General features: G+C 66.3%; 12 protein-coding genes. 10 read left to right on the forward strand and 2 right to left on the reverse strand.

Features of this window, described 5'->3' with window-relative positions; translation table 11 throughout:
• The first annotated feature begins 21 nt into the window (after window positions 1-21).
• The 5 genes from AB3G45_RS28920 to AB3G45_RS28940 all read left to right on the forward strand — a co-directional run bounded on the left by AB3G45_RS28920 (window position 22) and on the right by AB3G45_RS28940 (window position 4,523).
• Window positions 22-813, forward strand: a complete 792-nt coding sequence (locus AB3G45_RS28920; protein WP_367833978.1) for an SDR family NAD(P)-dependent oxidoreductase — start codon at window positions 22-24, stop codon at window positions 811-813.
• A 301-nt stretch (window positions 814-1,114) separates the two neighbouring features.
• Window positions 1,115-2,347, forward strand: a complete 1,233-nt coding sequence (gene proV, locus AB3G45_RS28925) for a glycine betaine/L-proline ABC transporter ATP-binding protein ProV (RefSeq protein ID WP_367833979.1) — start codon at window positions 1,115-1,117, stop codon at window positions 2,345-2,347.
• A gap of 22 nt (window positions 2,348-2,369) precedes the next feature.
• Complete coding sequence (locus AB3G45_RS28930; RefSeq protein ID WP_367833980.1) at window positions 2,370-3,254, forward strand: ABC transporter permease; 885 nt, start codon at window positions 2,370-2,372, stop codon at window positions 3,252-3,254.
• Window positions 3,255-3,310: 56 nt separating this feature from the next.
• Window positions 3,311-4,186 (forward strand): glycine betaine ABC transporter substrate-binding protein, encoded by an 876-nt coding sequence (locus AB3G45_RS28935; RefSeq protein WP_367833981.1) that lies wholly within the window; start codon window positions 3,311-3,313, stop codon window positions 4,184-4,186.
• 61 nt (window positions 4,187-4,247) lie between these two features.
• Window positions 4,248-4,523 carry a helix-turn-helix domain-containing protein gene (locus tag AB3G45_RS28940; RefSeq protein ID WP_367833982.1) on the forward strand — a complete coding sequence of 92 codons (276 nt, stop codon included), beginning with the start codon at window positions 4,248-4,250 and terminating at the stop codon, window positions 4,521-4,523.
• On the opposite strand, the gene AB3G45_RS28945 is transcribed toward AB3G45_RS28940, so the two are convergent.
• Window positions 4,520-5,809 carry a cystathionine gamma-synthase family protein gene (locus AB3G45_RS28945; RefSeq protein ID WP_367833983.1) on the reverse strand — a complete coding sequence of 430 codons (1,290 nt, stop codon included), beginning with the start codon at window positions 5,807-5,809 and terminating at the stop codon, window positions 4,520-4,522. The two genes, AB3G45_RS28940 and AB3G45_RS28945, sit on opposite strands and share 4 nt — an antisense overlap.
• A gap of 142 nt (window positions 5,810-5,951) precedes the next feature.
• Window positions 5,952-6,608, reverse strand: coding sequence for a TetR/AcrR family transcriptional regulator (locus AB3G45_RS28950; protein ID WP_367833984.1), 657 nt, complete (start codon window positions 6,606-6,608; stop codon window positions 5,952-5,954).
• A 286-nt stretch (window positions 6,609-6,894) separates the two neighbouring features.
• On the opposite strand from AB3G45_RS28950, the gene AB3G45_RS28955 reads away from it, so the two are divergent.
• The 5 genes from AB3G45_RS28955 to AB3G45_RS28975 are packed head-to-tail and all read left to right on the forward strand — an operon-like array spanning window position 6,895 to window position 12,640.
• Window positions 6,895-7,452 carry a TRAP transporter small permease gene (locus AB3G45_RS28955; protein ID WP_367833985.1) on the forward strand — a complete coding sequence of 186 codons (558 nt, stop codon included), beginning with the start codon at window positions 6,895-6,897 and terminating at the stop codon, window positions 7,450-7,452.
• A gap of 10 nt (window positions 7,453-7,462) precedes the next feature.
• Complete coding sequence (locus AB3G45_RS28960) at window positions 7,463-8,743, forward strand: TRAP transporter large permease (protein WP_367833986.1); 1,281 nt, start codon at window positions 7,463-7,465, stop codon at window positions 8,741-8,743.
• Between the two features lie 55 nt (window positions 8,744-8,798).
• On the forward strand, window positions 8,799-9,803 hold the full coding sequence (locus AB3G45_RS28965; RefSeq protein WP_367833987.1) for a TRAP transporter substrate-binding protein: 1,005 nt from the start codon (window positions 8,799-8,801) through the stop codon (window positions 9,801-9,803).
• 60 nt (window positions 9,804-9,863) lie between these two features.
• Entirely contained in the window at window positions 9,864-10,724 is an 861-nt protein-coding gene (locus tag AB3G45_RS28970) for a shikimate dehydrogenase (RefSeq protein WP_367833988.1), read from the forward strand.
• A gap of 23 nt (window positions 10,725-10,747) precedes the next feature.
• Window positions 10,748-12,640 carry a bifunctional sugar phosphate isomerase/epimerase/4-hydroxyphenylpyruvate dioxygenase family protein gene (locus AB3G45_RS28975; protein WP_367833989.1) on the forward strand — a complete coding sequence of 631 codons (1,893 nt, stop codon included), beginning with the start codon at window positions 10,748-10,750 and terminating at the stop codon, window positions 12,638-12,640.

Genomic DNA, 12,640 nt, shown 5'->3' on the forward strand with positions numbered 1-12,640 from the left:
CCCCCATCCAGGAGACAGACCATGAGCAAGGACACTTTTCTCGTCACCGGCGCATCCGACGGCATCGGCGCGGTCTATACGGACCGGCTTGCCCGTCGCGGCCACGACCTGCTGCTCGTCGCCCGGCGCACCGACAGGCTGGCAGCGCTCGCCGAACGGCTGCGGTCGGCGCACGGCGTCGCCGTCGAAATCCTTTCCGCCGACCTCGCGCAGCCCGAGGGGCTGGCGCTGGTCGAAAAGCGGCTGCGTGAGGACGCCGCCATCACCGGCCTCGTCAACAATGCCGGCATCGCTGGAGAAGGCATGATCACGGAACTGGACCCGGCGACCGTCACCGGCATGATCAACCTCAACATCCTCGCCGTCACACGCCTTGCCGCCGCCATCGCCCCGCGGCTTGCCGCGGCAGGCAGGGGCACGATCATCAACATGACCTCCGTGACCGCACTGATGCCGGCTGCCTTCACCGCCGTCTATCCCGCGACGAAGGCCTTCGTGCTGGCCTTCACCGAGGCGCTGCAGGGGCAACTTGCCCCGGCCGGCGTGCGCGTGCAGGGCGTGCTGCCGGGCATCACGCGCACCGCGATCTGGGAAGAGGAGACGCTCGAAACCCTGCCGGCGGCCATGGTGATGGATGTCGAGGAGATGGTCGATGCGGCATTGGCCGGCCTCGACCTCGGCGAGACGCTGACCGTCCCCTCCCTGCCGGACACCCCCGATCTCGACGCCTTCCTTGCCGCCCGCGACGCCCTGAGGCCCAACCTTTCGCACGCCCGCGCCGCCACCCGCTACGGGCTCGGCAACCGGGAGTGAGGCGGGACCATCGGCCCGGACGCCGGCGCGCTCCGGGCAAACCCGCGGGCGCGCCTTGTCGCCCACGGAATTCCGCCGCGAAATCGTTCCGATTATCAGGCAAAATAAGACCAAAAAATAGAATTTTTTTCTTATACTGTGGACATTACGGCATCAATGTGCCAAATGGTATCCATATTGCGACGCTCTATCGCTTTTGCGAAGCCTTTCGGCCTGCGCGTATTCCATCCCGCTGAGTGCATCATCAGCCGACACCAAACAAAGGAGAGCGCCCCGCTTCCGGAGCCGGGCCCAGGACAATATGGCATTTGCAACTGAGAGCGACCCTTCGGCAAACGACCAGGGGATCAAGATCAGTATCAAGAACGTCTTCAAGGTTTTCGGCGAGCGGCCCGACAGGGCCCTCGATCTTCTGAAAGCCGGCAGGACCAAGGCGGAGATCCACGCCGCCACCGGCTGCACCATCGGCGTCAACAACGCCAGCTTCGATATCCGCACCGGCGAGATCTTCGTCATCATGGGGCTTTCGGGCTCCGGCAAGTCCACCATGCTGCGCCTCATCAACCGGCTGATCGAACCCACGTCGGGATCGATCGAGATCGAGGGCCGTGATGTCGCGCGCATGCCGCGCGGCGAACTGATCGCGCTGCGGCGCCGCGATATCAGCATGGTCTTCCAGTCCTTCGCGCTGCTGCCGAACCGCACCGTCATCGACAACGCCGCCTTCGGGCTGGAGGTGGCCGGCGTCGGCGAGGCCGAGCGCCGGCAGCGCGCCCGCGCCGCGCTTCGGGCCGTCGGGCTGGACGGCTACGACGACAGCCGCACCGACCAGCTTTCCGGCGGCATGAAGCAGCGCGTCGGCCTTGCCCGGGCGCTTGCCGGCGAGCCGACCGTGCTCCTGATGGACGAGGCCTTTTCCGCGCTCGACCCGCTCATTCGCACGGAGATGCAGGACGAACTGGTCCGCCTCCAGGCCGAGCACAGCCGCACCGTCGTCTTCGTCAGCCACGACCTCGACGAGGCCATGCGCATCGGCGACCGCATCTGCATCATGCAGAACGGCGAGGTGGTGCAGGTCGGCACGCCCGACGAGATCGTGCTGAAGCCCGCCAACGACTACGTCCGTTCCTTCTTCCGCAATGTCGACGTCTCGCAGGTCTTCCGCGCCGGCGACGTCGCGCGCAAGACCCAGGTGACGATCATCGAGCGCCAGGGCGTTTCGGCCGCCGCGGCGCTGGAGCGCATGGAGCACTACGACCGGGACGTCGCCATCATCCTCGGCCGCGACAAGACCTTCCATGGCATGGTCAGCCGCGCTTCGCTGATCAAGACCAGCCGCGACGGCGCGAGCGATCCCTATCGCCGCGCGTTCCTTCCCGACGTCGAGCCGATCCCCGCCTCGGAGAACCTCGCCAACGTCCTCGGCAAGGTCGCCGCCAGCACCTTCCCGCTGCCGGTCGTCGACGAAGCCAACCGCTATCTCGGCTCCATCAGCAAGTCGGCGCTGCTCGAAGCGCTCGACCGCACCGCCTGACCCGCCGGACCGGAGAAAAATCATGACATTCGATATCGGCGACGGCGTCGACAGCGCCGTCAATTACATCCTCGACAATTTCGCCCCGCTGCTCGATTTCATCGCCGCCGCGATCGGCACGGTGACGAACGGCATCCAGGCCCTGCTCCTGGCAACGCCGATGCCTCTCGGCCTTGCGGTCTTCGTGCTGCTCTCGCTGTGGCGCGTCGGCTTCGGCTTTGCCGCGTTCACCGCAGTTTCGCTTTGGCTCGTCGACCATATGGGCCTGTGGTCCGCCATGATGGAGACGCTGTCGCTAGTCCTCGCCTCGACGCTGGTCGCCATGGTCGTCGGCCTGCCGCTCGGCATCGCCATGGCGCGCAGCGACCGGGTCGCGGCCGTCGTCCGCCCGGTGCTCGACCTCATGCAGACCATGCCGGCCTTCGTCTACCTCATCCCGGCCGCCATGTTCTTCGGCCTCGGCGCCGTGCCCGGCACCATCGCCACCGTCATCTTCTCGATGCCGCCGGTCGTGCGCCTCACCAATCTCGGCATCCGCCAGGTGCATGTCGAATATATCGAAGTCGGCAACGCCTTCGGCTGCACGGCCCCGCAGCTGCTCTTCAAGGTGCAGCTTCCCAATGCCATGCCCTCCATCATGGCCGGCATCAACCAGACGATCATGCTGTCGCTATCCATGGTGGTGATCGCCTCGATGATCGGCGCGGGCGGCATCGGCAACACCGTGCTGACCGGGATCCAGCGTCTCGACGTCGGCACCGGCTTCGAGGGCGGCATCGCCGTCGTCATCCTCGCGGTGATCCTCGACCGGATCACCCAGAGCCTCGGAAAGGCGCGCGCCAGCCTCTGGCGCACCCTCTTCCGTCCCCGGGCACCGGCCCCGGCGGCCTCCGCCGCCACGGCCTGACGCCCAGAACCGGCGGCCCTCGCGCCGTCGAATGCGTACCTTCCAAAGGAGCAAAGATGTTCAAGACACTCGCCACCCTCGGCCTTGCGGCCGGAATGCTCGTCGGCGCGGCCGGCGCGACGCTCGCCCAAGACAAGGCGCCGGTGAAGATCGGTTGGGCCGCCTGGTCCGACGCCGAATTCGTGACGAAGCTTGCCGCAAAGCTCATCAAGGACGAACTCGGCCATGAGGTCGAACTGGTCCAGACCGACGTCGCCCCGCTCTACCAGGGCGTCAGCCGCGGCGACCTCGACGCCATGATGATGGCCTGGCTGCCGCAGACCCATGCCGATTACTTCGCCAAGGTGAAGGACAAGGTGACGACGCTCGGCACCGTCTATGACGGCGCGAAGCTCGGCTGGGTCGTGCCCGCCTATGTGCCGGAAGACGCCGTCGCCTCCATCGAGGACCTGAAGAAGGACGACGTGAAGGCGAAGCTGAAGGGCCGCATCGAAGGCATCGATCCGGGCGCCGGCCTTACCCGTCTTTCCGAACAGGCGGTCACGGACTACGGCCTGGACGGCTACAAGCTGCAGATCTCCAGCGAAGCCGGCATGCTGACGACGGTCGACCGGGCGATCCGCAAGGAGGAATGGTTCGTCGCCACTTCCTGGAGCCCGCATTGGATGTTCGGCAAGTACGCGCTGCGCTACATCGAGGATCCGAAGGGCGCCCTCGGCAAGGCCGAGCATGTCGACGTGATCGCCCGCAAGGACTTCGACAAGGACAATCCGGAGGTCGCCGCCTTCCTGTCGCGCATGAAGCTGCCGATCGGCGATCTCGAGGCCGCGATGTTCAACGCGCAGGAGACCTCCTACGAGAAGGCCGTCGACAAGTACATCGCCGACCATCCCGACCAGATCAAGGCCTGGCTCGCCAAGGAAGACGGCTGACGCCGCCACCGGCCCCGCGCCGCCTGCGCGGGGCATCCCCTCACGAACAAAGGACATAGACATGTACAACGACGCCACCCTTGCCCCGCGCACCGCCGTCGACACGGCCTATGACACGATCGGCGGGCGGATTTCGCTTGCACGCGACGCCGTGGGCCTCACCGTCGACCAGATCTCCGCCATTGCCGGCGTGACGGTCGAGACCTGGACCAACTGGGAGAACGACCGGGCGGAGCCCCGCGCCAACCGCCTCGACATGCTGGCCCGCATCCTTCAGGTCAACATCGCCTGGCTGCTCGACGGGCAGGGCAAGGGGCCGCTGTACAACAACGGCTAATCCTGGCTCGCATCAAGCGCCTGCACGAGATCGGCCACCAGGTCGTCCGGGTGCTCGATGCCGATGGACAGGCGGATGGTCGATTCGAGCACGCCGATGCGCTGGCGCACCTCGGCAGGGACGCCCGAATGGGTCATCGTCGCGGGATGCGAGGCGAGCGATTCCGTGCCGCCCAGGCTGACGGCGAGCTTGAAGATCTTCAGCGCGTTCAGGAACTTGAACGAAGCCGGCTGCCCGCCCTCGATATCGAAGGAGAAGGTCGAGCCGGCGCCGCTGCACTGGGCGGCGAAGGTCCGGCCGGCCGGCGATGCGGAATCGTAGAAGGGCGGATAGTGGATCGTCTCGACCCTGGGGTGCTCGCGCAGGAAGCCGGCGACCGCCGCCGCATTGCTGTTCGCCCGCTCCATGCGGATCTGCAGGGTCTCCAGCGAGCGCCCGAGCATCCAGCAGGAATGCGGGTCGAGCTGCGTGCCGATCGCCCCGCGCAACGCCTTGACCTGCTTCATCACCGCCTTGCGGCCGAGCGCGGCGCCGGCGATCAGGTCCGAATGGCCGCCGACATATTTGGTCAGCGAATAGAGCGAGAGATCCGCGCCGTGCTCGATCGGCCGCTGGAAGACCGGGCCGAGCAGCGTGTTGTCGCAGGCGACGACCGGCATATGGCCCTGCCGCGCGCCGACCGCATCGGCGACCCGGCGGATCATCGCGATATCGACGAGGCTGTTGGTGGGGTTGGCCGGCGTTTCGACGAGGATGACGGAAACGCGGCCCTTCTGCATCGCCGCGTCCGCCGCAGCCTGCACCGACGCCTCGCTGACACCGTCGGCAAAACCCACGGCCGAGACGCCGAGATTGAGGAAGGTCCTTGCCAGAAGGGTCTCGGTGCCGCCGTAAAGGGGTTGCGAGTGCAGCACGGCGTCGCCCGGTCGCACCAGGGCGAGAAGCGTCGTGGCGATCGCCGACATGCCCGACGAGAACAGCGCACAGCTTTCCGTCCGCTCGTAGACGGCCAGGCGATCCTCGACGATCTCGCTGTTGGGGTGGTTGAAGCGCGAATAGACGAGGCCGGCGCCCCTGCCTTCCGGCGGCTCCTTGCGCCCGGAGACGTAGTCGAAGAAGTCGCGCCCGTCCTCGGCGGACTTGAAGACGAAGGTGGATGTCAGGAAGACCGGCGGCTTGACGGCCCCTTCGGACAGTTCGGGATCATAGCCGTAGTTCAGCATCTGCGTTTCGGGATGCAGGGCATGGTTGCCGATATGGGTTCTCGACGGATGCGGCGCGGTCATGGAAAGTCTCCCTCGTTCGTGCAGCGGCTTCGGACGCCACACTATATCAGGCGCGGCGGCGTTTCCTTGCTATTTGGCGCGGCCCGGCGCTTTTGGAAGCGACGTCTTGCGGAGACAGCCGGGAAAATTTCCCCCGAGATGATCAAGACACGGCGTCGGGGCCGGCCTTGAGGAAATCGATCACCGCATCGGCGATCAGGCCCTTATGCCGCGCCATCGTTTCGGGCTCCGACAGGTCGCGGCGGAAGATCGTGCCGAAGGTGTAGCGGTTCGAGACGCGGAAGAAGCAGAAGGCGCTGATCAGCATATGCACGTCGATCGGATCGGCCCGGCGCCGGAACACGCCCTCGGCGTGGCCGCGCTCCAGGATGCCGGCGATCGTCTCGATGACCGAGACGTTGAGGTCGCGGATCGCTTCCGAGCGCAGCATGTGGGCGGCGTGGTGGATGTTCTCGATGCTCACCAGCCGCACGAAATCCGGATTGGCCTCGTCATGGTCGAAGGTGCTGAAGATCAGCGTGCGCAGTGCCGCCTCGGGCGCCAGGCTCGCCAGCTTCAGGTCCTCCTCCAGCGTGCGGATCTTGCGATAGGCGCGCTCCAGCACGGAGAGGTAAAGCCCCTCCTTGCCGCCGAAATAATAGTAGATCATGCGCTTGGACGTGCGCGTGCGCTCCGCGATGGCATCGACGCGCCCGCCGGCAAGGCCATGGGTGGCGAATTCCTCGGTGGCGACGGCGAGGATATCCTCCTTCGTCCGCTCCGGATCGTTTTTTCGCCCTGCTTCAGCCCGTCCTGCCATCTGTGGTCGCGTCTCCCGGCGATCAGCTTGATTTTCATCAAGAAAAGCAATCTGAAGCCGGCCGGTACGCAAGGCCCCGGCTTCCGATCTCCCGGCCAGTCATATTGAGGTTGTCGGGGTCTTTCAAGATACTCCGCTTGACATACGTACTAGTTCGTACATTTTTAGGAAGCCGGAACGACCAGGAGGGGTCGTCCCAGCACCGCCGCACCCCTGACGCGCCGACCGGAGCTGCGCTAGGAACGAACGGGCCCGCGACAGCGGCAATTCGCTTTGGGAGGAATGCATGATCCGCATCATCGATTTCTGCTTCTTGGGGCTGAAGGCCGCGATCGCCGCGCTGCTCGCCGGCATGGTCGTCCTGGTCTTCGGCAATGTCGTGCTGCGCTATGCCTTCAACACGGGCATCACCTATTCGGAAGAGCTGTCGCGCATCTTCTTCCTCTGGCTGACCTTCCTCGGCGCGGTCGTCGCCATGCGCGAGCACGGCCATCTCGGCGTCGATACCCTGTTGCGCCGCCTGCCGCCCTCCGGCGCCAAGGTCGCGGTCCTCACGGGCCAGGCGCTGATGGTCTGGGCCACCTGGCTGATGATCAGCGGCAGCTGGACCCAGACCCTGATCAATCTCCACGTCTCGGCGCCGGCCACCGGCATATCGATGGGCGTCTTCTACGGCGCGGGCCTTGCCTTCGGCGTCCCCGCGCTCCTCCTCATCCTTTCCGACATGATCGGCGTCCTCACCGGCCGCATCGACGTCACCACGGCCGAATTCGTCAAGGACAGCGAGGACGAGCTTGCGCTCGAGCACGATCCTTCCCTTGCCGCCCCTTCGGCCAAACGCTGAGGCGCCCGCGATGACCGTTACGATCTTCCTCGGTGCCCTTCTCGTTCCGATGGCGCTCGGCGTGCCGATCGCCTTCGCCCTCATCGTCAGCGGCGTCGCCCTGATGATGTATCTCGGCCTGTTCGACGCGCAGATCGTCGCGCAGAACGTGCTCAACGGCGCCGACAGCTTTCCCCTGATGGCCGTGCCGTTCTTCCTGCTCGCCGGCGAGGTGATGAACACCGGCGGCCTGTCGCGCCGCATCGTCGACCTCGCCATGGCGCTGGTCGGCCATATCCGCGGCGGGCTCGGCTTCGTCGCCATCTTTGCGGCCTGCATTCTGTCGAGCCTCTCGGGCTCGGCCGTCGCCGATGCGGCGGCGCTCGGCGCCCTGCTCTACCCGATGATGGTGAAATCCGGCCATGACCCGGCGCGCACCGGCGGCCTCATTGCCTCCGCCTCGATCATCGGGCCGATCATCCCGCCGTCGATCGGTTTCATCCTCTACGGCGTCGTCGGCGGCGTCTCGATCACCAAGCTCTTCCTCGCCGGCATCTTTCCGGGCCTGATGATCGCCGGGGCGCTCTGCGTCACCTGGCTCATCGTCGCCCGCAAGGAGCAGTTCGCCCTGCCGCCGCGCCAGAGCGGCGAGGTCCGCCTCAAGGCCTTCGTCGACAGCCTCTGGGCTTTAATGCTGCCGGTCATCATCATCGTCGGGCTGAAATTCGGCGTGTTCACGCCGACGGAAGCCGGCGTCGTCGCCGCCGTCTACTCGCTGTTCGTGGCGATGGTCGTCTACCGCGAACTGCCGCCGGCCAAACTCTTCGGCGTCTTCGTCTCGGCGGCCAAGATCACCGCGGTCGTCATGTTCCTCGTCGCCTGCGCGGCCGTCTCGGCCTGGCTCGTCACCGTCGCCGACGTGCCGGGCGAACTGGTCTCGCTGCTCGAGCCGCTGATGGACAACCAGACGCTGCTGCTGCTTGCCATCATGGCCCTCGTCGTCGTGGTCGGCACCGCCATGGACATGACGCCGACCATCCTTATCATGACGCCGGTGCTGATGCCCGTCATCAAGGAGGCCGGCATCGACCCGGTCTATTTCGGCGTCCTCTTCATCATCAACAACTCCATCGGCCTGATCACCCCGCCCGTCGGCACCGTGCTGAACGTGCTGTGCGGCGTGTCCAAGCTCAACATGGAGCAATTGATGAAGGGCGTGATGCCCTTCCTCATCGCCGAACTCATCGTGCTTCTTCTGCTCGTCCTGTTCCCGCAGCTCGTCCTCGTTCCCGTGGCACTGCTGGGGCACTGACCGACATCCATTCAACCGGCCGAACGCGAAGCGTGGCCAAACCTGGGAGGAAAACATGCATACCCTACTGAAAAGCCTGGTTTTCGGTGCAGTCGTGCTGGCCGCGATGCCGGCCTCGGCCGAAATCCGCGAGCACCAGATCAAGTTCGCCTCGGCCAATACCAAGGGCCATCCGCAGGTGACCGGCATGGAGAAATTCGCCGAACTCGTGAAGGAGAAGAGCGGCGGCAAGATCGAGGTGAAGCTGTTTCCGGGCGGCGTGCTCGGCGGCGACGTGCAGACCGTCTCGGCGCTCCAGGGCGGCGTCATCGAGATGACGGTGCTGAATGCCGGCATCCTCGCAAGCAACGTCAAGGAGTTCGGCGCGGTCGACCTGCCCTTCCTGTTCGGCAGCGGCGAGGAAGCCGACAAGGTGATGGACGGCGCCTTCGGCACGAGCCTGATGGACCTTCTGCCCGATACCGGCCTCGTGGGTCTCGGCTATTGGGAACTCGGCTTCCGCAACCTCACCAACAACCGTCACCAGATCACCAAGCTCGAAGACATCGAGGGCTTGAAGATCCGCACCATCCAGTCGCCGATCCCGATCGAGCTGTTCAACAGCCTCGGCGCCAACGCCGTGCCGCTGCCCTATACCGAACTCTACACGGCGCTTGAGACCGGCACCGTCGACGGCCAGGAGAACCCCGCCGCCAACATCCTGAACGCCAAGTTCTACGAAGTGCAGAAGTACATGACGGTGACCCGCCACCAGTACAACCCGCAGATCGTGCTGATCAGCAAGAAGACCTGGGACGGGCTGAACGACGAGGAGAAGGCCGTCTTCCAGGCGGCCGCCACAGAGGCGCGCGACTACCAGCGCAAGGTCTCGCGCGAGGTGGACGCCAAGGCGATAGAGGACATCAAGGCGACCGGCATGGAGGTGGGCGAGCTCTCGCCGGAGGAAACGCAGAAGCTGCGTGACGCCGTCAAGCCGCTGATCGACAAGTTCGCCGCCGAGATCGGCCCGGAGACGGTGGCCGCCCTCTTCAAGGAACTGGAGACGATCCGCAGCAAGTAAGCCGCTTAACCGGCCCGCCGCAACCGGCGGGCCGGCCTTTGCCACAACGGACCCTTCGAGATGACCGAGACGCTGCTCAAACCGATGAAGGCCGGCCTGATCGGCGCCGGCATCCAGGCATCGCTGACGCCCGCCATGCACATGCGCGAGGGTGCGGCGCAGGGTTTGCCCTACGATTACGAGCTGATCGACCTCAGCCGGATCGGCGCGACGCCGGACGACCTGCCGCGCCTTCTCGATGCCGCGGAAGAACGCGGCCTCAGCGGGCTCAACATCACGCATCCGTGCAAGCAGAGCGTCATTCCCCTCCTCGACGACCTGTCGCCGCAGGCGCGCGATCTCGGCGCCGTCAACACGATCGTGCTGCACGAGGGCAGGCGCTCCGGCCACAACACCGACTGGTGGGGCTTTGCCGAGAGCTTTCGCAAGGGCCTGCCGCAGGCCGACCTCTCCTCGGCGCTGCAGCTCGGCGCCGGCGGCGCCGGGGCGGCGACCGCCTATGCGCTGCTCTCCCTCGGCCTCGAACGGCTGCTGGTCTTCGACCGCGAGGGCGAACGGGCGGCAGCGCTTGCCCATACCATGGCCGCTCTCTTCCCCCGCGCCGCGATCACGGTCGCCGAAACGCTCGCCCCCGCCATGCGGTCGGTCGCCGGCCTCGTCCATGCGACGCCGACCGGCATGGCGAAATATCCCGGCCTGCCCCTGCCGGCCGACCTGCTCGAAGCCCGGCACTGGGTCGCCGAGGTGGTCTATTTCCCGCTGGAGACCGCGCTCCTGCGCGAGGCGCGGCGCCGCGGCTGCCGGACGCTCGATGGCGGCGGCATGGCGGTCTTCCAGGCCGTCGGCGCCTTCCGGCTGTTCACCGGGCGCGAGCCGGACGCCGGGCGCATGCTCGCCCATTTCAACACGCTCGCGCGCTGAGGCCCCGCCAGGAGGACATCGCCATGAAAACCTCTATCGCCACCGTCTCGCTGAGCGGGGACCTGCGCGAGAAACTCACCGCCATCGCCAAGGCGGGTTTCGACGGCGTCGAGATCTTCGAGAACGACTTCCTCGTCTTCGACGAGAGCCCGCGGCAGCTCGGCCGCATGGTGCGCGATTTCGGCCTGGAGATCACGCTGTTCCAGCCGTTCCGCGATTTCGAGGGCATGCCCGAGCCCTTGCGCACGCGCACCTTCGACCGGGCCGAGCGCAAGTTCGACCTCATGCAGGAGATGGGCACCGACCTCGTCCTCGTCTGCTCGAACGTCTCCAGCGCGGCGCTCGGCGGGCTCGACCGCGCCGCCGCCGACTTCCGCGAGCTTGGCGAGCGGGCCGCACGGCGCGGCCTCAAGGTCGGCTACGAGGCGCTGGCCTGGGGCCGGCACATCAACGACCACCGCGACGCGTGGGAGATCGTGCGCCGCGCCGATCATCCGAATATCGGCCTCATCCTCGACAGTTTCCACACGCTGGCGCGCAGGATCGACGTCAACTCGATACGCTCGATCCCGAAGGAGAAGATCTTCATCATCCAGCTTGCCGATGCGCCGAAGATCGACATGGACCTGCTCTACTGGAGCCGGCATTTCCGCAACATGCCGGGCGAAGGCGAACTGCCGGTGGCCGACTTCATGGCCGCCGTCGCCGAGACGGGCTATGACGGCTATCTCTCGCTGGAAATCTTCAACGACCAGTTCCGCGGCGGTTCTCCCGCCGCCATCGCCGCCGACGGGCACCGCTCGCTGCTCTATCTCGGCGACCAGGTCCGCCGCGCCCATCCCGGCGCGGCCCTGAGCGTGCCGGACATGCCGGCGCGCAGCCGGGTGGAGGGCGTCGCCTTCGTCGAATTCGCCGTCGACGCGGCCGAGGCGCCCGAACTTACGGCGGTGATCGCCACGCTCGGCTTCCGCCGGGACGCGCGCCACAGGTCGAAGAATGTCACGGTGTATCGCCAGGGCGATATCCGGCTGGTCGTCAATGCGGACGATCGCGGCTTTGCCGGCTCCTCCTATCTCGTGCACGGCACCTCGGCCTATGCGATGGGCCTGCTCGTCGAGGATGCCCGCGCGGCCTTCGAGCGGGCCGTCGCGCTTGGCGCCGAGCCCTTCGAGCAGCCGCTCGACCCCGGCGAGATCGACATGCGGGCGGTGCGGGGCGTCGGCGGCGGCATCCTCTATTTCCTCGACCGGACGAGCGATCTCGCCCGCATCTGGGATATCGAGTTCGTGCCGCTGGCGGACGATGCCCCGGCCGCGCGCGATGCCGGGCTGGAAAAGATCGACCATGTCGCCCAGACCATGCCCTACGACACGCTCCTGACCTGGTTGCTGTTCTACACCGCGATCTTCCAGGCCGAGAAGACGCCGATGGTCGATATCGTCGATCCCTCGGGCCTGGTGCGCAGCCAGGTGGTCGAGAATGCCGAAGGCTCGCTGCGCATTACCATGAACGGCGCGGAGAACCGCAACACCGTCGCCGGGCGCTTCATCTCGGAAACCTTCGGCTCCGGCATCCAGCATCTCGCCTTCACCACGAACGACATCTTCACCACCGCGAAGGCGCTGGCGGCAAACGGCTTCACCGCCCTTGAGATTTCACGGAACTACTATGACGATCTAGAGGCCCGCTTCGGCCTCGATCCGGCCCTGACGGAACAGCTCCAGGCGCACAATATCCTCTACGACCGCGACGAGCACGGCGAGTATTTCCAGCTCTACAGCCCCACCTATCACGAGGGCTTCTTCTTCGAGATCGTCGAGCGCCGGGGCTATCGCGGCTATGGCGCGGCCAACGCGATCTTCCGCATCGCCGCCCTGCGCCGGCACCTGCGCCCGACAGGCATGCCGCGCGGCTGA

This window comes from Shinella sp. S4-D37 (assembly GCF_040812195.1).
In the GTDB taxonomy this organism is placed as follows: domain Bacteria; phylum Pseudomonadota; class Alphaproteobacteria; order Rhizobiales; family Rhizobiaceae; genus Shinella.

What these genes read in the sequence shown, in the direction of transcription:
- AB3G45_RS28920 (WP_367833978.1), top strand. Translation starts at nt 22, where the DNA reads ATGAGCAAGGACACTTTTCTCGTCACCGGCGCATCCGACGGCATCGGC.
- proV (WP_367833979.1), top strand. Translation starts at nt 1,115, where the DNA reads ATGGCATTTGCAACTGAGAGCGACCCTTCGGCAAACGACCAGGGGATC.
- AB3G45_RS28930 (WP_367833980.1), top strand. Translation starts at nt 2,370, where the DNA reads ATGACATTCGATATCGGCGACGGCGTCGACAGCGCCGTCAATTACATC.
- AB3G45_RS28935 (WP_367833981.1), top strand. Translation starts at nt 3,311, where the DNA reads ATGTTCAAGACACTCGCCACCCTCGGCCTTGCGGCCGGAATGCTCGTC.
- AB3G45_RS28940 (WP_367833982.1), top strand. Translation starts at nt 4,248, where the DNA reads ATGTACAACGACGCCACCCTTGCCCCGCGCACCGCCGTCGACACGGCC.
- AB3G45_RS28945 (WP_367833983.1), bottom strand. Translation starts at nt 5,809, where the DNA reads ATGACCGCGCCGCATCCGTCGAGAACCCATATCGGCAACCATGCCCTG.
- AB3G45_RS28950 (WP_367833984.1), bottom strand. Translation starts at nt 6,608, where the DNA reads ATGGCAGGACGGGCTGAAGCAGGGCGAAAAAACGATCCGGAGCGGACG.
- AB3G45_RS28955 (WP_367833985.1), top strand. Translation starts at nt 6,895, where the DNA reads ATGATCCGCATCATCGATTTCTGCTTCTTGGGGCTGAAGGCCGCGATC.
- AB3G45_RS28960 (WP_367833986.1), top strand. Translation starts at nt 7,463, where the DNA reads ATGACCGTTACGATCTTCCTCGGTGCCCTTCTCGTTCCGATGGCGCTC.
- AB3G45_RS28965 (WP_367833987.1), top strand. Translation starts at nt 8,799, where the DNA reads ATGCATACCCTACTGAAAAGCCTGGTTTTCGGTGCAGTCGTGCTGGCC.
- AB3G45_RS28970 (WP_367833988.1), top strand. Translation starts at nt 9,864, where the DNA reads ATGACCGAGACGCTGCTCAAACCGATGAAGGCCGGCCTGATCGGCGCC.
- AB3G45_RS28975 (WP_367833989.1), top strand. Translation starts at nt 10,748, where the DNA reads ATGAAAACCTCTATCGCCACCGTCTCGCTGAGCGGGGACCTGCGCGAG.